Annotated in this window: 11 protein-coding genes; 7 read left to right on the top strand and 4 right to left on the bottom strand. The window is 41.5% G+C overall.

All coding sequences use genetic code 11. The annotated features are described in order from the left end of the window. Positions 1-170 precede the first annotated feature (170 nt). The 3 genes from WKK05_RS03045 to WKK05_RS03035 all read left to right on the top strand — a co-directional run bounded on the left by WKK05_RS03045 (position 171) and on the right by WKK05_RS03035 (position 7,878). Positions 171-1,886: an alpha/beta hydrolase gene (locus WKK05_RS03045; RefSeq protein ID WP_341528336.1), complete on the top strand. Its 1,716-nt coding sequence runs from the start codon at positions 171-173 to the stop codon at positions 1,884-1,886. A 949-nt stretch (positions 1,887-2,835) separates the two neighbouring features. Further along, on the top strand, positions 2,836-4,620 hold the full coding sequence (locus WKK05_RS03040; RefSeq protein WP_341528335.1) for a ShlB/FhaC/HecB family hemolysin secretion/activation protein: 1,785 nt from the start codon (positions 2,836-2,838) through the stop codon (positions 4,618-4,620). A 624-nt stretch (positions 4,621-5,244) separates the two neighbouring features. Then, positions 5,245-7,878 (top strand): EAL domain-containing protein, encoded by a 2,634-nt coding sequence (locus tag WKK05_RS03035; RefSeq protein ID WP_341528334.1) that lies wholly within the window; start codon positions 5,245-5,247, stop codon positions 7,876-7,878. 7 nt (positions 7,879-7,885) lie between these two features. On the opposite strand, the gene WKK05_RS03030 is transcribed toward WKK05_RS03035, so the two are convergent. Further along, a complete protein-coding gene (locus WKK05_RS03030) occupies positions 7,886-8,494 on the bottom strand; it encodes a TetR/AcrR family transcriptional regulator (RefSeq protein WP_341528333.1) in 609 nt (202 codons plus the stop codon). Positions 8,495-8,605: 111 nt separating this feature from the next. Here WKK05_RS03030 and WKK05_RS03025 point away from each other — a divergent pair, with 111 nt between their 5' ends. Beyond that, positions 8,606-9,349, top strand: coding sequence for a 3-oxoacyl-ACP reductase family protein (locus WKK05_RS03025; RefSeq protein ID WP_343224891.1), 744 nt, complete (start codon positions 8,606-8,608; stop codon positions 9,347-9,349). A 53-nt stretch (positions 9,350-9,402) separates the two neighbouring features. Then, entirely contained in the window at positions 9,403-10,155 is a 753-nt protein-coding gene (locus WKK05_RS03020; RefSeq protein WP_341528331.1) for an SDR family oxidoreductase, read from the top strand. Between the two features lie 533 nt (positions 10,156-10,688). On the opposite strand, the gene WKK05_RS03015 is transcribed toward WKK05_RS03020, so the two are convergent. The 3 genes from WKK05_RS03015 to WKK05_RS03005 all read right to left on the bottom strand — a co-directional run bounded on the left by WKK05_RS03015 (position 10,689) and on the right by WKK05_RS03005 (position 19,126). Continuing rightward, positions 10,689-17,210 carry an EAL domain-containing protein gene (locus WKK05_RS03015; protein ID WP_341528330.1) on the bottom strand — a complete coding sequence of 2,174 codons (6,522 nt, stop codon included), beginning with the start codon at positions 17,208-17,210 and terminating at the stop codon, positions 10,689-10,691. 9 nt (positions 17,211-17,219) lie between these two features. Next, positions 17,220-17,516: an EAL domain-containing protein gene (locus WKK05_RS03010; protein WP_341528329.1), complete on the bottom strand. Its 297-nt coding sequence runs from the start codon at positions 17,514-17,516 to the stop codon at positions 17,220-17,222. 1,481 nt (positions 17,517-18,997) lie between these two features. Next, positions 18,998-19,126, bottom strand: a complete 129-nt coding sequence (locus WKK05_RS03005; protein ID WP_341528328.1) for a hypothetical protein — start codon at positions 19,124-19,126, stop codon at positions 18,998-19,000. A gap of 453 nt (positions 19,127-19,579) precedes the next feature. On the opposite strand from WKK05_RS03005, the gene WKK05_RS03000 reads away from it, so the two are divergent. Together WKK05_RS03000 and WKK05_RS02995 are read left to right on the top strand one after the other, a co-directional pair. Beyond that, positions 19,580-20,125: a hypothetical protein gene (locus WKK05_RS03000; RefSeq protein WP_341528327.1), complete on the top strand. Its 546-nt coding sequence runs from the start codon at positions 19,580-19,582 to the stop codon at positions 20,123-20,125. Further along, positions 20,070-21,767 (top strand): bluetail domain-containing putative surface protein, encoded by a 1,698-nt coding sequence (locus WKK05_RS02995; RefSeq protein ID WP_341528326.1) that lies wholly within the window; start codon positions 20,070-20,072, stop codon positions 21,765-21,767. The genes WKK05_RS03000 and WKK05_RS02995 overlap by 56 nt, the downstream gene beginning before the upstream one ends. Positions 21,768-21,845: the final 78 nt, after the last annotated feature.

Genomic DNA, 21,845 nt, shown 5'->3' with positions numbered 1-21,845 from the left:
ATATGTGTGACCCTAGTGGAACTAAATTTTGACCTTGTAGCGAAGAGGAAAAAACCTCAAATTAAAATTCATAAGAATGAGGCAAATCATATTAAGTAAACTTACCAGGGTGTTCAAATAACTACCAAAAGCGACGCCTCGCAAAACAACATTACAGAAATAGTTGAGCGATGAATAGTTTGTTTGGTAATTGGGCCAGCACCCTGAGAAAAAATTCCTTATTGCTGGCTCTTTCAATGTTGCTGCCAACATTTGGGATGAGTAGTTCTGTGATGGCAGCAGAACGGATTTATGCATCTTATTCAGCCTTAGAGATTTCCATTTCAGTCAACACATTAGAAAACTACGCCAAAACAGGTTTAATTGACGACGAATTGACAGCGTATCAGCAGTACTTGCCACTACCACAGTTTCAAGAATTGCGGCGGATTTTACTCAGTCGTGTGAAAGTTAGTCCAGTAGTGGTTTCACAATTTCTCTATACACCCCAAGGAGAATTATTACTGCGTCGGTTGGCGCAAGCAATTAAAACCAAATCTCGTCAACCAGAACCAAGATTTAATGCTTTACGTTCGGCGCTAATTCAAGCCTCTGGCGAATCAGGAGGCTTGACGCTTTTGAATCTATTACGTAAATATCCCACTGCCAGTATTCACCTTGATTTAGTACAAAGCCTGGGAATAGCTACGGAACTAGAGAAACTTGTCGCTGAAACTAACCAAGCGATCGCAGCAGTTACTCAAAAGTCAAACATAGAAGCTGAAAAGATTCAACAACCAAATTTATCGCAGTTACCAGATTTACGATTTAAGGGAAAGTTTAAATCGCAAAAATACACGCAAAAGTTTTTCGATATCAGGCGCAATCGGCTGTTATTAACTGATATTTATATTCCCAAGATCAAGAATTCTGCACCCGTAATTGTTATTTCTCATGGTTTGGGTTTAGATAGCAGCAACTTTCAATATTTAGCTGAACACCTAGCTACCTACGGATTTGCTGTTGTTGTTCCCAATCATCCGGGTAGTGACACCAAACAATTACGTTCGCTGCTAAGTGGACGCGCCAATGAAGTCGCAGAAGCTGACGAATTTAAAGACCGACCTTTAGATGTGAAATATATATTGAATGAACTGGAAAAGGTTAACCAGTCTGATTCACGATTTCAAGGCCGATTAAATCTCCAACAAGTTGGAGTCTTTGGTCAATCTCTTGGTGGCTACACAGCCTTAGCTTTGGCAGGCGCTAAAATAAACTTTCAGCAGCTAGAGCAAGACTGCCAACCAGAGGCACTTCAAGATACCTGGAATATGTCTTTACTGCTCCAGTGCCGCGCTTTGGCATTGAGGATTAGCAAGTCCGGCAAGGAGTATAATTTGCGGGATAGCAGAGTTAAAGCTGCGATCGCAGTTAATCCAATTACTAGCTCTATTTTCGGCAAAGCTGGCTTAAGCCAAATTAAAATTCCTGTGATGATCGTTGGCTGTAGTGACGACACCGTAGCACCAGCTTTATACGAACAAATTCTACCTTTCTCCTGGTTCGCTACTCCCCAAAAGTATCTCGTAATGCTTCTAGGTGGCACTCATTTTTCCACCATTGGCAATGGCAATCCGGCAAATCAGCAAGTTGCATTAACTGCTGATATGATTGGTGATGCTTCTCAAGCACAGCTTTACATGAATGTTTTGAGTTTGCCTTTCTTCCAAACTTATGTTGCAGGAAAGCCACAGTACATCTCCTACCTCAATGCTACCTACGCTCAAAGCATTTCTAGTAAGTCTCTTGGTTTGAGTCTCGTCCAATCCATCAATACAACTGAATTAGCTAAACTACTCCATCTCAAAGGAGGTAAACCCCTAAAAAAAAAGTCCCCAACACCATAGTCAGCTTCGGATTTTGGATATTGGATATTGGCGTTGCATTGCTGCACGTAATGATTTTTATTTAACCTTGCAAGAGACGGGATTAATCACGTCTCTTGCAAGGTTAAAGCAGTTTTTATTTCTATGAATCCACAATCCGGGTACAAGCGCATATATATGCGCTTGTACAATGTGGTTTACTCCGTTGCATAAGTAAGATATGCAACATACAGCAAGTCGCATATAAAAATGTTGCATAACTTTCACTATTTGGTATTGTTATTTTGATACACCAAAAACCTAAATTCTCATAGGTTGATAGCAAAGTTAGTTGTTCTCAAGCTCAATGGTGATTTAAAACACTAAAGAGTTTAAGTAAAGTTAAAAATTTGCTTGGATTTGTCCTGCTCATAAACCAGTAAATCAGTGACTTGCTGCATTAAGTTGACTAGTTAAATACTTAAATCAATTGCTGGGTAAGTATCAGATTTTAACAATGGCTAACCGCAACGAATTCAAAAAAATTATTGAAAATGGCTCTTTTATCAAACCAATTTCAGATATTTACCAAAGATTCAACCTTTTAAGCGATCGCCCACAAACTTAGCTAGATTTACAGGAGTTTACCGATAAAAAAATACAAGTTTATGGTATAAACACTGAATGGTCAAAAAAGTTTTTCATATCTACAAAGTACAAGTTTAGAGGTATTTGTAGGACTTACGCAAAATTCTCAACCCTCTTTCTTACCTTGCGGGAACGCCTGCCGTAAGATGCCCGTATCCCTGCGGGGAAGCAAGCTACGCCTTGGTCTCATTTAAGAGAAGTGCTGTAGAGACAACATGGTTTATTTTTCCGTTATGGCTGCATAAGTCATAAGTTATTAACTGATAATAGCGAAGTAATTTTACTACTGAGTTATTTCTCGTACATATAGTTGTTGGCAACACATTGCTCAATGCTCAATATCATGATCGATAAATACCCTAAAAAGCTAGCAATATCATGGTTGCAGCTGAGTATATTTGTGTTGCTTAGCGGCATGATAGACAAACCAATCAACGCACAGGTTGTTGATACTACACAACTACCAAATAACAATTCCAACCCATCACCACAACTCCCACCCCCCCAGGATATCCAACCACCTGCGCCTTCCCCACTCCCCTCACCGCAACTGCCAGAGCCACTCCCTCCACCAGCAGAACTGTTTCCCCCCTCTACGCCAACTCCCACCCCAGAGGAATCTCTCCCTAGCAAAGTTCCTCAAACTATTACTGTTCAAAAGTTTGAAGTTGTTGGTAGCACAGTTTTTAGTGCCGAAGAGTTAGCCAAAGCCACCGCTGAATTCACAAATCGACCTATCTCACTAACTGAAATATTTCAGGCTCGGTCTAAAATTACCGAACTATACGTCAAAAATGGTTACATAACTTCTGGTGCTTATATTCCCCCGCAAACAATTAAGTCCGGTGTCATCAAAATTCAGGTAGTCGAAGGTAAATTAGAAGAAATTCAGGTAACGGGTACTCGGCGGTTAAACTCCAATTATGTACGCAGTCGCCTAGCAATAGCCACATCACCACCGCTGAACCGGCAGCGTCTGTTAGAGGCACTGCAACTTTTGCAACTCAATCCTTTGATTCAAAACCTCTCTGCTGAACTTTCAGCAGGGCCGCGTCTTGGTACAAGTGTGCTGCAAGTCGAGATTAAGGAAGCACAAACCTTCACCGCTCAAATAGGTCTTGATAATGGGCGATCGCCCAGTGTTGGCAGTTTCCGACGCCGAGTCCAAGTCAATGAAGCCAACTTACTGGGGCTAGGGGATGGTTTGGGTTTAGCATACACTAACACCGATGGTAGCAACTCCATAGATGCTAGCTACTCATTACCTCTCAATGCTAGAAACGGCACGCTTACCTTCAACTATGGCACGACATCAAGTGATGTGATTGAACGTCCTTTCAACATCCTAGATATCGAATCTGCTTCTCGTTACTATGAATTAACATACCGCCAGCCAGTATTTCAAACTCCCACACAAGAATTTGTTCTTGGTTTAACAGCCTCCCGACGAGAAAGTGAAGCTTCTTATATTAGTGGCGAGCGAATACCTTTCCCCTCCTTGGGAGCCGATGAAGAGGGACGTACCAGGGTATCTGCGTTGCGATTTTTTCAAGAATGGACTTCTCGTAATAGTCGCGAAGTCATCGCGTTGCGTTCTCAATTCAATTTAGGTATCGGTGCGTTTGATGCCACAATCAACGCAACCGCTCCCGATAGCCGTTTTTTCTCTTGGCAAGGACAAGCGCAGTGGGTGCGCCTTTTGGCTCCTGAAACCTTACTGTTACTTCGTTTAAATACCCAACTGGCATTCACATCGCTTGTGCCTTTAGAGCAGTTTGGTTTAGGCGGTCAAGAAAGCGTTCGCGGCTACCGTCAAGATTTCTTACTAGCTGATAATGGTACTTTTGTTTCAGGAGAAGTGCAAATACCGATACTCCGTTTACCTCAGATAGATAGTAGGTTACAGGTTGTCCCATTTGCTGATTTTGGTGTTGTTTGGAATAGTTCCGGTGCAAATAATCTCGACCCTAATACCTTAGCTTCTGTTGGTCTGGGGTTGCGTTGGACACAGGGCGATCGCTTCACTGCTCGTCTTGACTGGGGCATTCCTTTAATATCTGTAGACTCGACAGGAAGAACTTGGCAAGAAAATGGGTTGTATTTTTCTTTACAGTACAATCCTTTTTGAAATATTAGTACTCCACACACTCAATAAGCAATTGAATATCAACTAAGTTATGAGCCTCATTCGGAGATTCATAACTACAATTGTCCGATTGCAAAATAGTATTTTTAAAGAAGTTTAAAAATTTCTCGACATCACGTACCGCCAAAAATCTTTGGATAGTACAATACTTTCAGTTAACACTTTCTAGTCAACTTAATTGTTATTATATCCCTGACAAAACACTTTAAAATAAGATTGTTAGCATTAAGATCAAATTACGAATATATTTTATATTTTTTGCTTTCACTTACTATTTATAACAGTAATCTTTTATTAAAAATATTATTTTTTTGAGCTAAGGAATTACGCTAAAAACTTCTCAACTTGTTTTAATAATTAATTTAATAGCTTTATATATTTGACATTCTCGTGATTTTCTCCCATTTCAAAACAAAAATCCGCAAATATACTATGTTTGTATTAGATATTTGAATTTATTCTGGGAGTCTAACAAAGGAATAAGATCAAGGACGGTAACCGCAGGGTCAAAGTTTAAAATCTGATTCATGAGTTGAGAAAGCAGCTTTAATGAGAGCAATGTTTTTTGGATGAAGACCCAAAGATATGAGGATTTGAGGAAGGGGTATGTCAGGAAAAGAGCGGGAAAAAATACGCCACCTGTTGGTCGTCCAAGACCTGCAAGGGGAGCGAACTATACCCCTGCAAGAAACTACTTATTCTCTTGGACGACATAGTGGAAACTCTATTGTCCTCCGTTCCCGGTCAGTATCCAAGCAACACGCCATTTTATTGCGGGTAACTCTTCCACAGACCGACCAATATGGCTTTCGGATTATTGATGGCAACTTCAAGGGGAAAGGGAGTACTAATGGCTTATTCGTTAATGGCTGTCAATGCTTCTCTCATGAACTCAGACATGGAGATGTCATATTATTTGGCGATAATCAAGCTCAGGCTAAATATTATGCTATTTCTAACCTTTCTGAAAAAGCATTTTCTGAATCTTGCCAAGTTGAAGACCTGTCTGGCTTCTTATCAGAGCAAGCTAATCCTGCCAATCCTTTTCAAACCGCAATTATCGATCCGAGTTTTGAAGGAGTTAGTGAGACTGCTTTAGCTCGCTTAGCATCCTTCCCTGAACTAATTCCCAATTCAATTATCGAAACGGATTTAGAAGGGACAGTGACTTATCTTAATCCAGCTGCGTTTCTCAAGTTTCCCAAACTTAGAGAAGCTGGGAAGCAACACCCGTTACTAGCAGGTCTTCTAAGTGCTGTTAAGAATCTTAAGACAAATCCTTTTGTTCGAGAGGTAAAAGTTGGCACAGAAGTTTTTGAACAATCCGTTCACTATCTTCCTGAAAGTGATTTAATTAGAACTTTTATTGTCAGAGATATTACAGAACAAAAACAAGCTATAGCCGAACTGCGTCAGCGCGATCGCTTACTACAGGCAGTTGCAGAAGCCGCCAATTACTTACTGGCGGAAATGAACTACGAGACAGCTATTGACAGAGTGCTGGCGGTGCTGGGCGAAGCTGCCGAAGTGGATCGGGTTTACCTCTTCCAGAACCATCTTCATCCCACTACAGGAGAAATAGCGGTAAGCCTGCGGTTTGAATGGACGCGCACCTCTGAACCATCGCGCGACCATTGGCAAAATCAGCCTTATGAAGCTTCTGCCCTCATCCGTTGGTATACTACTCTCTCTAGCGGACAGTCCATTAGTGGACTTACCCAAGAATTTCCTGCCGCTGAACAGCAGCTACTCAGCCGAGATGGCATTCAATCCCTCCTTTTAGTGCCTCTCAGGCTAGAGACAGAGTTTTGGGGTTACCTTGGCTTAGCAGACTGTACTTCAGAACGGCATTGGTCACGGCATGAAGAATCTACACTCCTGACAATGGCTGCCAGTATCATTGGTGCTAGGCAGCGCCAGCAGGTAGAGGAAAAGATTCGCTATCAGGCCCTACACGATTTGCTAACTGGGTTGCCTAATCGCCTCCAATTTAATGCATCACTTGAAATCAGCCTAGCCAACGCGGCGCGGCATGGCGAAAATTTAGCCGTAATGTTCCTCGACCTAGATCGGTTCAAAATCATCAATGACACTCTAGGACACACGCTAGGAGACGAACTATTACAAGGCGTTGCTCAAAGATTGAAAGACTCCCTCACAAGCAAAGACACCCTAGCTCGCTGGGGGGGTGATGAATTCACTATCTTACTTCCTCAAGTGAATCAGCAAGAAGAGTTAGCTCAGCTAGCTCAGAGAATTTTACAAGCCTTAGAAAATCCTTTCTATCTTCAAGAACACGAACTTTACATCAGTGCCAGCCTTGGGATAGCGTTGCTTGATCAACGCAGTCCTGATGCTGAAACCCTAATCCAGCACGCCGATGCTGCTTTGTATCACGCCAAAGATAAAGGAAAGAATAACTACCAATTTTACAGCGTTTCCCTAGATGCTAAGAATCCCGAACTCTTGACTTTAGAGAAAAATCTGCGTTATGCCTTAGAACAAAAAGAATTAACGCTGTACTATCAACCGCGAGTGAACATCGTCACAGGAAAAATTACTGGCATGGAGGCTTTGTTACGCTGGCAGCATCCTGAGATGGGATTGGTTGCGCCTAATGTCTTCATTCCCCTCGCCGAAGAAAGTGGATTAATTGTTCCCATTGGCGAATGGGTATTGCAAACAGCTTGTAGGCAGAATAAAGCTTGGCAAGACGCTGGCTTGCCACCCCTAACTATCGCCGTCAATCTTTCTCTTAAGCAGTTCCGACAGCCCAAATTAGTGGAGACTGTAGCCAGAATTTTAAAACAGACAGGGCTAGAGCCACACTTTTTGGAGTTAGAAATTACAGAATCGACAGCCATAGAGGATCTCAACTTCACCAGAACCTTACTAGAAGCCCTAGAGAGCATGGGCGTTCTTCTCTCTATCGATGACTTTGGTACAGGTCATTCTTCCCTCTCTCGTCTACAGCTGTTGCCACTCCACAATCTGAAAATCGACAGGTCTTTCATCCGAGATTTGACGACAGATGTTAAAGTGGCTCATATTGTCAAGGCTATAGTTAGCTTAGGCCGGAGTCTAGGGTTAAGGCTTACCGCCGAAGGGGTAGAGAACCAAGAGGAATTGGACTTTTTGAAATCTATTCACTGTGAAGATGTACAAGGCTTCCTATTTTATCGACCGCTACCTGCTCAGAAAGCGACAGAAGTTCTCCAAAGTGAACGGAGAAAGTTTTAGCATTTCTTTATAGAGAACAGGCTCGCAACGCCATCTGAACAACCTGTAGAAGTTCAGCGCGGCTGGCTCCACTCGCTGCTTGGACAGATATCCCAAAGTTGACCGTTACGACAAAGCGAGCAAGGGCAGCAGCATCAGTATCAGACGGTAAGTCACCTTCTGATAAGGCACGCTCGAAGCGATGGTGTATTGCGACTTCACCTGATACTCGACGTTCTGCCAGTTCTTGATAGAGCGGATCGTCCGGATCTGCACATGAAAGCATACTCTGGGCAAACAGACATCCTGACGGATTGCATGGATTAGTCACCAAGTCAACAATGCCATGCATCATCCGCTCAATGACTCTACGTGCGGTTGGCTCCTGAAGTGCTTCACGAAGGTAGGCTGTTTGCCTCTCATTATAGCGATCAAGCACCTTGCGGAATAAAGTTTCCTTATTGCCAAAGGTAGCATAGAGGCTCGGACGATTAATACCCATCGCCTCTGTTAGATCCGTAAGGGATGTTCCTAGATAGCCCTTGCGCCAAAACATTTGCAAAGCTTGCTCTAAAGCTTCCTCTATATCGAAAGCACGAGGGCGTCCTTGCGCTCTATGAGACTTTCTTGTTTCCATACCTTTAAGTATAAAACTTTCTTGACACCAAGATTGAATCAAGGGATACTTTTTGTATCGATTGGTAAAAAAACATTAGTTAGCAACTATTATTGCCCAGCGGAGCAAATTATGGCAAAAACACTTGCAGGTAAAGTTGCATTGGTTACGGGCGGTTCACGCGGTCTAGGGGCGGCGATCGCCCTTCGTCTCGCCCAGGATGGTGCAGCAGTTGCTCTCACCTATACCAGTTCACCCCAAAAAGCTGACGAGGTTGTACGCGTCATTGAAGCGGCAGGTGGAAGCTCCTTGGCAATCCGCGCTGACAGTGCCGATGTTGAAGCGATAAAACACGCTGTTACTGAGACAGTAAAAACCTTTAGTCGTCTCGACATCCTCGTCAATAATGCGGGGGTTGCCACTTTAGCTCCAATCGAGCAGTTCTCAATGGATGAGTTTGACCGACTCATTGCGGTGAACGTCAAGGGCGTTTTCGTAGCAACTCAGGAGGCGATTCGCCATATGGGTGAGGGTGGACGGATTATCATGATCGGCAGCGTTAATAGTGATTCTACCCCTTTTGCTGGTCTCTCGGTTTATGCGTTGACGAAAGGGGCAATCGCCAGCTTTACACGCGGTCTTGCCCGCGATCTTGGCCCTCGCGGCATCACAGTCAACAACATTCAACCCGGCCCGATTGACACTGATCTGAACCCAGCAGATGGGCCATTTGCTGATGGATTGAAAAAGATAATTGCCCTCGGTCGCTACGGACAGAGCGATGAAGTTGCTGGCATGGTTTCCTATCTCGCTAGTCCGGAAGCCGCCTTTATCACTGGCGCCAGCCTGAAGATTGATGGTGGCTTTACAGCTTGAACGATATGTAATTAAAACTTGCAATCGCTAAACCTTACTCCAAAAACATCACCATGTCACAGAAGCTTTCAGAAAAAGTCACGCTGATTACAGGTGGCACTAGCGGCATCGGTCTTGCTACTGCAAAGCGATTCGTCGCCGAAGGTGCATATGTCTTCATCACCGGTCGCCGTCAGCATGAACTTGATGCTGCCGTCAAAGAGATCGGCAAAAACGTCACTGGCGTTCAGAGTGATGCCTCGAATCTTACAGACCTTGATAGCCTTTTCGCTACGATTGAGCAAGAAAAAGGTCGCCTTGATGTTATCTTCGCCAATGCTGGAGGTGGGGGAATTGCCCCGCTTGGATCAATCACTGAGGAACACTTTGACAAAACATTCAACACTAATGTTAAAGGTCTGCTTTTCACAGTACAGAAGGCATTGCCTTTGTTGCCAGAAGGGGCTTCGATTGTCCTAAATGCTTCGACTACTTCTATCAAGGGTACTCCAGCATTCAGCGTTTACAGCGCCACCAAAGCTGCCGTGCGCTCGTTTGCACGTAACTGGACACTCGACCTCAAAGAGCGCAAGATTCGTGTCAACGCTATCAGCCCTGGCGTGGTTCCTACTCCTGGCTACAACCTGATGGGACTGAGTGAGGAGCAGGTACAGGGATTTGTGGCAATGCAGGCTAACACCATCCCGCTCGGACGAGTGGGTACGCCAGACGAGATTGCTAAAGCTGTCGTCTTTCTTGCATCTGATGACAGCAGCTTTGTCAACGGCATCGAACTCTTCGTTGATGGGGGCATGGCGCAGATTTAACAACAAAGAAGTCAGGAGTCAGGAGTCAGAATTCAGAATGAATTATGTATGACACTTCGACTGGCGGTAATTGAGCGCACTTGTACTGAGCGTAGCCGAAGTAGTCGAAACTCAGTGCATCGCTGGCGGATGTAGCTTGCTTCTCTGTAGGGGTATAGCCGAGTTTAAGTCCTCCACCAAATTAAAAATTTGGTGGTCTACAATTATTGGCAGGTCTAAATTCCCCACTAATTGATTCTGAATTCTGCATTCTTCTTGAAAGCATCCAGTAACCTTCCAAATAGACTTGATAATTCATGACCGTCGCGGTTATGGCAGGTCAAGCCAGCCCTGGAGCGGCAATGAAATGGATACTTACGCTGAACTTGCTTGTTTCCACTTATAAAATATCGCTGCCCCACTTTAATATTGGTGAATTTATGCCCTAACAAAAAGATAAATTTGGATGCGGTGGTTTGGGCTATTGGCTACGGGATTGCGGTGGTTTGGGCTATTGGCTACGGGATTAGGGATTGAATATTTAGTGGTCAAAGTCACAGCAAGGGACAAGGCTTTGCGATGCTGTACCCTTGAGCGTAATTCACTCCAAGAACTTTAATTTTTTCTAAGATTGCATCATTTTCAACAAACTCTGCAATAGTTTGAATCCCCATAATATGCCCAACATGATTAATAGCTTCAACCATAGCTAAATCAATAGGATTGTCCAAAATCTGCTTAATAAAGCTGCCATCAATTTTGAGAAAATCTACAGGCAGGTTTTTGAGATAAGTGAAAGATGACATTCCACTACCGAAGTCATCTAGCGCAAAGCGACAGCCGAGGCTTCTTAATTCACTGATAAATAAAACAGCTTTACTTAAGTTACTAATGGCAACAGTTTCAGTAATCTCAAAACAGATCATTTGGGGTGGAATTTGATGCAAAGCAAATTGCTCATGTAAAAATTCAATAAATTGCTCATCATTGATACTTGCACCTGAAAGATTAATCGCATAAATACAATTACATTCGTGATTCTTTAATTGGCATTCATTCCAGACATTACGATAGTGTTGCCCTTGAGTAGCAAAAAGGGTACGAATTACCCAGCGATCAATTAAATGCATGAGGTTATAACGTTCTGCGGCAGGAATAAATGCCATAGGTAATACCAAAGAGCCAGTTTCGTCTTGCAAGCGCAAAAGGACTTCATAATGTTGTTCTGTGATCTCAGTTGGCACAACAGGGATAATCGTTTGGTAGTAAAGACAAAATCGATTTTCTTCCAGAGCATGAGCAATACGTGTTACCCATTCCATTTCGCCCTGTTGTTGTAATAGATCAACATCGTCTACTTGATAAACGTGTACCCGATTGCGCCCCCGATTTTTAGCTGCATAACAAGCAGCATCTGCAAGACTTAATACATGAGCAACACTTTCACTATTAGTATGAATCATCACTAATCCAATACTGACGCCAATGGCAAAAAGTTTTTCTTGCCAGACAAATCGAAATTCCTGAACTTTCTGACGTATGGAATTGGAAACCCGTTGTGCCTGTTCTAGTGGGCATTGATTAAGGAGTAAGCCAAATTCATCGCCACCTATGCGAGCTAAAGTGTCCGTCTTACGCACCTGACTTTGAAATAATGCTGTCACCTGACGCAAGAGTTCGTCGCCAGCAAGATGACCACAGGTATCATTGACGATTTTAAATTGGTCTAAATCTAGATAGCAAAGGGCGTGTTGCTCATTGTGCATCTTAGCATCTTTAATAGCCTGCTCTAGGTGATGTTCAAACTCGCGTCGATTTACTAGTCCAGTTAAGGCATCATGACTAGCGTGCCAGGAAAGTTGCCGAGATAGGCTGCGGGTATGGGACACATCATGAAATACCATGACTGCCCCGATGATCTGACCGTTGCTAGCACGAATCGGAGCGGCGGAATCATCAATGGCAAACTCATCCCCATTGCGTGCAATCAAGATTGTATGGTTTGCAAGACCGACAGTATGACCTTCGCGTAGAGCTTTTTCGAGGGGATTTGCCACTGGTTCACGAGTTGTTTCGTTGACAATTTGAAAGACTTCAGACAGCGATAACCCTTGTGCTTCTGATTGGCTCCAGCCTGTCAGTTTTTCGGCGATGGGATTCAGATACTGTACTAGGCCCTGAGCATCCGTAGTGATAACTGCATCTCCAATTGATTGCAATGTCACTTGGGCTAGCTCTTTTTCTTGAAACAGGGCTTCTTGAGCTTGCTTGCGCTCAACTTCTCGGCGCTGGCGATCGCTAATTTCAGCCGCTAGTGATATATTGATTTGACTCAACTGGGCATTTTTGCTCTCTAACTTTTGCGAGTATGTTTGCAATTCTTGGTAAAATCCGGCGTTTTCTAGAGAAATTGCTGCCTGGGAAGCTATTAAACTCAATACTTCTACATGGTTTTGGGTAAACGCACCTTTAGTTAAGTTGTTTTCTAAGTAAAGAATACATTTAAGTTGACTCTGATAAATAATCGGCAAACAAAGCACAGATTTAGGTCGATTTTTTAGAATATAAAGATCATTGGTAAACAATTTTTCTTCAGTTGCGTCATCTAATACCAAAGTAGATTGACTTCTAGCAACATAGTTAATTAATGCTACAGGCAAAATTGGCTTTGTTTCTATTGGCCTAGCTGGCAGTACAATAGCATTGTCTTTGTCTACAAATCCCTCCACTACCAGAACCCATTGATCTTGCTCTTGTAAGAGAAGCATCCCGGCTCTTGCCCCCGCATTTTCAATCATGCTGTTCATTAATTTTTCAAGCAATTTACTCTGAATAATTTCATCAGAAAGTACTTGAGAAGCTTTAATGACAGTAGCTAAATCTAAAGCTGCTAAGCTGATTTTGGTTGTATAGTTGGGTGCAATCCCTATTAGCGTTTGCTCTTTGAGGAAGACTTGGGGATAGCGTTCTCTTAAATCTTGAACTTTTGCCATTGCGCCCCAGCGCAAATAACCGTAGAAAGCATCTGTTAAATAGTCTTTGGTAATCCGTTCTCTACCGCGTATAAAGTAAAATTCTGCCGCTAGTTCCGCAGCTAGCGCTTCTTCTTGGAAATAACCATATTCTCGTGCGTTTTGAATTGCCCGATCATAATACTCCATTGCTCGATCATACTGCCCCAAAACTTTTGCTCTTTCTGCTTCAACTAATTCATACTTATGCAGAAAGTTCATCGGCGCGGTCTTCGCCAATTTTTCCATCTGCTGTTGGCGTAACTCCACTATTTGCAAGTACTCATATTGTTCTTTAATAGTTGCATAGGGATACTGCCCCAGCAAAGCCAGCATATAATAAAAACTATGTTCGGAGACATTTATTGTCCCCATAACACTACCGATATAACGTTCTGCGATCGCTGCATTTTGGATCGCTTGAGCGTACTCTCTATATAAATAGAGTAGATGCGTTTTGGCTAGGTAAAGAGCAGAGAGAGCTGTTTGATTATCAGCTGCAATTAACGTATTTAAAATTTCTGTTTCGTTAAAGCGATCACTAACCAGTTCAAACTTGTGTGTTGAGTCGCCTACCAAATTTGCTACCATCTGTCGCCAAATTTTGGCATAATCAATGCAGACTTGAGTTTTCAAACTGTTTAGTAATTCTAATCGTTGGTCGAGCTTTTTAGCAACGCTTTCTAAGTTCTCACCCGTATAAAACAAAGCAGCGGAATAAAAAGCAGCAATATACGAAGCATATTGGACTTTGCCAACTTCTAAACCACTTTGAATGCCCTCTAACATTGGTTCTAATACAGCAGTAAGAGGGTCTTTAAAATGTCGAACGTGGCCATTAAAAATTTCACAAATTTCGGCTTTAAGGTCTTTAGCATTATATTGATCGAGAAGTCTCAAAGCCAAGAGGCAAGATTGATAAGCAGCATCAATTTCTCCTAGCTGACCTGCCAGAATTGAACCATAGCAGGCATAGCCATACGCTGCCATCGCCGAATTGCCATACTGAATGCAGAGACCCACCATCGTGAAGATAATTGAGGTGAACAACTGAGCATCTGCAAAGTAAGTTGGAGGCCCTGCTGCCACCAGAATTCGCATTGCTGCCAGTTTAAAATCATCAGTCATCGGTGGCAAGCTACTTAAACTTTCAATCGTCAATGAATTTTCATACTGTTGAGTTAAGGCATGAGGAAGCTCTTGACTTAGAGAAATTCCTAGCATTTCTATTACTTGTAAAATAATAGCGATCGCTTCCTTCAATTTGTTCTGAGAAACGCAATATTGAATTTTAATCTCATATACCTTAACTTGATCTAGAATATTTTTTGCATTACTTAAAACAATATCTGCCAGTATTGCGGTTCGCTCAAAATTATTATTTAGAAACTCGGCTGAGGTTACTTCTACAAATAGTGCCAATGTCAAATCATAATTTGTCTGCCAACTCGTTTCTGAAAGTAGTTCCAATCCTACCTTTAAATACTTAAGCGCAGGTTCATAAGCCGTAGCTTTTATCGCTTTCTGTCCGGCCAATAAATTTAGTGCTACTAGTCTATCTTTATCCTGCTGTTGAGTCAGCAACTGACTGCCGATATTTAATTGATTAACAATCTCAAAAATGTTTTCTTCAAGTTCTGCTTCTGGCGTGTGCTCAAGTAACAACTCTCCAATTCTCAAGTGCGTTTGGCTGCGTTCAGCTTGGGGTATAAGCGAATATGCAGCTTGTTGTACGCGGTCATGCAAAAATTTATAGAGGATTACTGGAGAGTGAGAAGAAGCAAAAAGTGAAGTATCTTCGTCATCATATCTCTTCTTAAATTCCTCTAGGTCAATGACTAAGGGAATTTTATAATATTGATTTAATGGCAAAATTAGCCCAAATTGTAGCGCTGGCCATAAATCCAATGCCGTCTCTGATAACGGCTTTTCATTGACAATACTAAGCACTTCTAAAGTAAATTTGTTACCAATGCAAGCGCCTAACTGGAGAACGTTCTGAGTGACTGGCAATAACTTTTGAATTTGGCTGACCATTAGTTCAACGACATTATCAGTGATGTCGATATCTAGCAGCCTTTCAATGTCCCACTGCCAACAAGCTTGATTAAAGTTGAAAAACAGTAAGTTATCTTGATAAAGCGATTTGAGTAGTTGCGATAAAAAGAAGGGATTACCTTGAGTTTTATTAAAGACTAATTCTGCAAGAGAGTGCGTAGACGCGCACTGGCGAAGGGGCCGCAGTCTTCTAGTGCGTCCGCTATGCATAGGCGATTCCTGTCCCAGGCGCAACGCCTTCCCGTAGGGTAGCAAGTCTTGTCTGCGACACGCTACGCGTAGCCTGCTTCCCCGTAGGGGTACGAGCGTCACCCCCGAAGCCGTACTTCTTTGGAGAACCCGCAGGGTAGAGCTTGTCGCCAGGCATTGCTCTTGATTACTTTGAAATGTATCGGCAATTAACTGGCTAACATGAACCAGATGTAACGGTTCAAGGACAATGTTGTTCATAACTGCCTTTGCTTGCTGAAGTTCAGAAAGCGTCAACATTAGTGAATGGGTCGCACTCACCTCATTATCTCGGTATGCACCTATCAGCAATAAATATTTACTATTTGGATCATTTATCAACAATTGAATTAATTTCAATGATGCTGAATCTGCCCATTGCAAATCGTCGAGAAATAATACTAAAGGATGTTCTACTTTGCAAAATACATAAATGAACTGTATAAAAACGCGGTTAAATCGGTTTTGCGATTCTGATGCACCCAGTTGTGGCACTGCGGGTTGGGATTCAATAATGCGCTCGACTTCTGGAATCACATCAATGATTACCTGACCATTATAACCCAACGCTTTTAACAGTTTTGCCCGCCAAAGAATAATCCGCTCGCTACTTTCAGTGAGCAACTGCCGCATCAATTCTTGAAACGCTTGAATCACAGCAGCATAAGGAATATTACGTTTAAACTGGTCAAACTTGCCGAAAATAAAATACCCGCGCTGTCGCACAATTGGCTTATGAACTTCATAGACTAGAGATGACTTACCAACCCCAGAGTAGCCACTTACTAGCATCATTTCTGTTGTGCCTTGACTGATGCGCTTAAAGGCAGCCATCAAAATTTCTACCTCGACTTCACGACCATAAAGTTTTTGCGGAATCGAGAATTGGCTGTACAAATCTAATTGCCCCACTTGGAAGGGTGCAATTTTTCCTGTAGTTTGTAGCAGCTTTAAACACGTTTCCAAATCTGCTTTCAGTCCCAACGCATTTTGATAACGTTCTTCTGCTGTCTTTGCCAAAAGTTTCATTACAATATCAGAAACTGCCTGGGGAATTTCTCTTAAGCCCAGATTTTTGGCAGTTATACAAGGAGAAATTGGGGTTCTAGCAATATGGCAATGAACGAGTTCTAGCGGTTCAGTACTTTGAAAAGGCAATTGTCCTGTCAACATTTCATAGAAAACAATGCCTAAGGAATAAAAGTCGGTGCGGTAATCAACTAAGCGGTTCATCCGCCCGGTTTGCTCAGGCGATATATAAGCGAGGGCATCTTCAAAAAGATTCTGATTACTAATTCTTTGCTTTTCTCCATACAAATAAGTAGCAAGGCTAAAATCATAAATTTTAACTTGTCTGGTTTGCGGATTGAACAGCACATTAACAGTTTTTAAATTCTTGTGAGTAACTTTGTATTCATGCAGTTTCCCCAGTGTTTCAGCAAGCTGAATTCCAATATCTAAAAACTCACTTAAATTGAGTGATCTTTGACTGAGGTATTTTGAAAGAGGCTCTCCTCCAAAATCTTCTAAAATCAGCGTCGAGAACGGATGTCTATCTTCTAATACATAGCATTTAATAACTCCGGCAATATCTAGCGATTGGAGAATTTTATACTCATATTTTAACCCAGCAATATCTTCGAGAGTAGGGTACTCTGTTTTAATGGATTTTATTAGTACAGGTGTTCGATCTAGTTTTTTGATTCCGCGATAAACAACCGTACTATTATCTTCTCGAAGTACTTCTCTATATTGATAAGTTTCCAGTTGTCTAATCATTATTTCTATTCAAAAATTAAATAGAATTTTCCTATAACTAAAGTAAAATTCTGTCCTTTTACTACTAGTAACTATCTGATTGATAAAGGAGCGGTTAATTTTTAATACATTAAGTGGAAAATTATGCAGGTAACTTAAAGACGAGTAGCCAGTACCAAAATTATCTATATGAAATTGCACTTTTATTTCTTTGAGTTGCCAAAGGTTTTCTAATACCTGCGTGTTCTGTTCTGCGGATTCAAAGAAGGGTAAGAAAAAAATAAATTTTTCCTTGGTTTCTGCCTTTATTTGTTCGCTTGTTCGCATAACGTTTCACTTGTTAAATGCCAAACTTGCATTTATGCATCGTTACAATTAGTTAATAAGCTGCTTGTAACACTTTACTAAGTAGTTATTATAATGTTATCACTAAATTTAACACAATCTTATAATTTTACAGTTATTTTTTACACTATTCTTTGTAAGTAGTATTGACTATTAAAGTATGATGTTTTGGTAAAATATCAAAGAAATTATGTAATTATAATCGAGTATATAAATTTTGTTACTTGTACTTATTAAGTAGATTCTTCTACATGATTAAGCGTAGTTGTTTTATGACCTATACCGTACGGGGATTAGTGTAGCCCGGTGTGGGCATTATACGCACTTGTAAGCGTTAAGGGAGCAATGCCACCTATTTACATCTTTCACCTTCTGAGGTTCCATTTGGCGTTGTTTATTTCTAGCCAGTTGCTTTCGTAGTAACTAAATGCTGTATCAGCTACAGTAGATTTCAAGTTGCTGAAGTATACAATATAAGTCTCATGGTTACTGAGCGGCTTGCCTTGAGCGTACCTTTACGGGGAAGCAAGCTACGCCTCCGGTCTGGCAGAGAAGCCGAAAGGAGTCGAAGTAAAGTCGGGTATAAAGTCTGTTTTCCTTCTCAATTATGACGAATGTATTCTGAGTTCTGCTGTATGTAGAGATTTACTACAGCACTCACTGAACAACTGGCATAGCTGAATTATTCACTGCGCTGACTAAGCCCCAGTACCCACCCTTGCCCCTGAGTTCAGGGTTGTGCTTATTGATGGAGAATCTTGGAAATGTAGCTCACCCATACGGGTTGCAGGGATAAAAAAATCCATATCTCAATAGTCATTGTCAGCAACACAAATCCCTTTACATTTAATACCGTTCGTAGCGGTACGCTGACAATGAGAACATAGAACTTTTTCGTTTTCTGTTTCTTGATTTATCTTTATAATAGTAGTTGCCGTAAGAAAGTCTTTTTCGATCTGGTGTTTTACAGTCATAATAATGGAGAAATTTTTTGCGATAATGGAGAAATTTTTTGCGGTTTACATTTTATACAGCAGAATTCAGAATTCAGGAGCGGAGCCAGAGACGTTCGCGGCTTGGCGTCAGAATTCAGAAAGGAAAAAGGCTTTATACCTGACTTTACTTCGACTCCTTTCGGCTTCTCTACGAGACGCTACGCGAACGCTCAAGGCAAGCCGCTCAGCAACCATGAGACCTATATTGTGTACTTTATCAACTTGAAATCTGCTGTAAGTGATAAAAATAAGATTATCGGTAAGGCATGATTTCATAATTCCATTACACACTGAACGTTTTTAGTCTCTTCGTTATATTTATATATTAAGCAATATTGCGATATCTTAGGAAATATAGGAAATTATCGCGGGAATAAATTGGCTCCAATGAGATGGAGTAGATGTTGCAAAAATGATCTTAATTATGGCGTATGCGATCGCCAATGAGATTAGCATATGTTTTAATCCCTAATAACGATGAATACCATCGCCCAGGGTATGACTGTAGGAAAAAATCTCAACACGTCCGATAACTACCACTAATGCCTGCCCAACAAGGGATTCAAGGGCATCGTGACTCGGCCGCTCATCGCTCACATGGACATGATAATCTGGTCAAGAAAGCGTATTATTATCACTTTTATTTGTGGTAGTAGGCATTGCAACAGTGATGAGGGTGTGGGGTGTGGGGTGTGGGGTGTGGGGTGTGGGGTGTAGTGATCAAGAAGTTTATTAATGCTTGCACTTCCATTCTATTTTTCTTATTTTCTGACTACACCCCACACCCTACCCCCAACAAAGAGCCTGATTCATGGATTTTAGCTTTTCAAGCGTGCCATTCACATCAGCCCTCTTTCTTCATTCTCTTGTTTTTGCAAATTATTGATTTTATTACACTTTTAGTTTTGTTTTAATTCAGTTAGTTGCGTAATTATATTACACTTAATTACAATCATCATTTAATTCATTGCAATAGATTAATTGCTACACAAAGTAATTAGCACTCGCTAAAATCAATAATTACATCGGCTACATTAGCTTATTAAAGTCATGGGTTCAAGTACAACTTATACTTACAACGCTTTCGGCGATCTGATCACGGAGAGTATTGACAACAATAGTAATGGCGTAGCAGACTCGGTTATTACTTATGATATCTTGTCCTTCTACTTGGACTTTAATTACATTTATACATACGATGCTAAAGGTAACCTGTTATCGGATAGTGTATTTTACACTGCTACTTACGATAACAAAGGCAACTTGACATCTGTCTATGATGACCTGAATAATGACGGGTCACCATATGATTTTGCTATTTATACTTACGATACTGAAGGCAACCTTGTATCCGAAAAGATTGACTACGAGGACGACGGTAATTTTGTTTCTGTCTCTATATATACTTACGACTTCTTCGGTAACCGGACATCCAAATCCAAAACTATTGACTACGGCAACTATGGCGGTATAGTTAACTTTAATACTATCTATACTTACGATGCCAAGAGCAACTTGATATCCGAAAGTATTGACAACAATGGCGATCGCAAAGCTGACTCTATCACTACCTATACCTATAAATGCCAAGGGTAACTTGACATCCAAAGGAATTGACAGCAATGGCGATGGTAAACCTGACTCTATCACCACCTATACCTACGATATTAGGGGTAACCGCACATCCGAAAGTATTGACGAAAATGGCGATGGTAAGATCGATCAACCAACCATTTACACTTATGATGCTCAAGGCAACTTAATAACCGTAAGCAAAGACTACGATGATGACGGCAAAGTTGAACCCGTAAATAGTTTTACCTACGATGCCAATGCCAACGTTACATCCGCAAACTCTACTTATTATACTTACGATGCCAACAGCAACATCACATCCACAAGCATCGATGTATACTCTACATTTTATACCTACGATGCCAGCGGTAATCAGATTTCTTCGGCATCTTACGTAGATAATCAAGTTGTAGATAGCCACCTCTTTACCTACGATGCTTATGGCAACGAGACATCCCAAAGCATGGACTATGATGGCGATGGGAAAGGGTATCAACTCTTGACTACTTATACTTATGACCCCTACGGCCGTATAACCTCCGCAACTTATGAGGCTCTGGAGGAAAAATTTACTATCACTTACGCCTATGATAGCTACGGTAACCTAGTATTTTATAGTGGTGGCTTGTATGAGCCTTCCTTCAGTGCCACATACGGACGCACAAGCGTAACTAATAACAACAACGACGACACTCAGGCTGATGCAGTCTCCACTGATAGCTATGATGTTGAAGGCAAGTTAATATCAGAAGAGACTGACAATAATAATGATGGCATTATTGATACGCTGACTACTTACAAATACGATAGCTTTGGCAAGCTGATATCAGAAGAGACTGACAATAACAATGATGGCGTTGCTGATAGTATTGTTAGCTATATGTACGATACAGCTCTAGTCAGGACTGTTATTGACCGCTACTCCGTCGTTTATGTTAACACCAGTCAACTCGTAGCAAAAATTGTTAATGATGACAATCCAGTGCCAGATTTACTTCTCAATGGTGGCAGTGGTAATGATGAACTTATTGGTAATGCTGGCAATGACAAAATTTATGGCGGTGACAGTAACGATGAGCTGTTGGGATTAGCTGGTGCTGACTCACTTTATGGTGGGAACGGTAGTGATGATTTAGTAGGTTTTGATGGTAATGACCTACTTTACGGTGGCAATGGTGATGATCAACTCTCAGGATTTGACGGCAATGATAAACTCTCAGGTGAAAGTGGTAATGATACAATCATCGGCGGTGCTGGCGGTGATATTTTAGTTGGCGGTAAGGGTCGTGATACATTTGTTTTTGAGTCATTGAGTGATTCGTTACTGTCTAATTTTGATGTGATTCAAGACTTTAAGATTAGCGTAGATACTATCGATGCACCATTAGCTGTAAGCGCCAGCAATGTAATCCAATTTGGCACGATTAACATCTTAAATGAGGCTAAAATCCAAAGTTTATTGAATACTACTAATTTTGCTGCTAACCAAGCGGCGACATTTACCGTCGGTACAGGTGATAATCAGCAGACGTTCTTGGCTATTAATGATAATGTTAGTGGATTTCTTGCCACCACTGACGCCATTATTGAGATTACTGGTTGGAGTAATAATGCAGATACATTTTATTCACTTAGTAATATAGCAAGCTTATCGATTATTTAACGTGAGTTAAGTGATTAGTACAGGCGGAATTTGGCGAAAGAGGAATGGATTGCTGATGAGCTGAACTAAATATTTGCC

The sequence above is a fragment of the Nostoc sp. UHCC 0302 genome (assembly GCF_038096175.1).
In the GTDB taxonomy this organism is placed as follows: domain Bacteria; phylum Cyanobacteriota; class Cyanobacteriia; order Cyanobacteriales; family Nostocaceae; genus UHCC-0302.
Note: the sequence above shows the minus strand (reverse complement) of the source record. Positions and strands in the feature narration are given on the sequence as shown.

Coding starts and splice junctions, on each gene's coding strand:
- WKK05_RS03030 (WP_341528333.1), bottom strand. CDS start 8,494: ATGGAAACAAGAAAGTCTCATAGAGCGCAAGGACGCCCTCGTGCTTTC.
- WKK05_RS03045 (WP_341528336.1), top strand. CDS start 171: ATGAATAGTTTGTTTGGTAATTGGGCCAGCACCCTGAGAAAAAATTCC.
- WKK05_RS03020 (WP_341528331.1), top strand. CDS start 9,403: ATGTCACAGAAGCTTTCAGAAAAAGTCACGCTGATTACAGGTGGCACT.
- WKK05_RS03035 (WP_341528334.1), top strand. CDS start 5,245: ATGTCAGGAAAAGAGCGGGAAAAAATACGCCACCTGTTGGTCGTCCAA.
- WKK05_RS03000 (WP_341528327.1), top strand. CDS start 19,580: ATGGGTTCAAGTACAACTTATACTTACAACGCTTTCGGCGATCTGATC.
- WKK05_RS02995 (WP_341528326.1), top strand. CDS start 20,070: ATGGCGATCGCAAAGCTGACTCTATCACTACCTATACCTATAAATGCC.
- WKK05_RS03025 (WP_343224891.1), top strand. CDS start 8,606: ATGGCAAAAACACTTGCAGGTAAAGTTGCATTGGTTACGGGCGGTTCA.
- WKK05_RS03010 (WP_341528329.1), bottom strand. CDS start 17,516: ATGCGAACAAGCGAACAAATAAAGGCAGAAACCAAGGAAAAATTTATT.
- WKK05_RS03040 (WP_341528335.1), top strand. CDS start 2,836: ATGATCGATAAATACCCTAAAAAGCTAGCAATATCATGGTTGCAGCTG.
- WKK05_RS03015 (WP_341528330.1), bottom strand. CDS start 17,210: ATGATTAGACAACTGGAAACTTATCAATATAGAGAAGTACTTCGAGAA.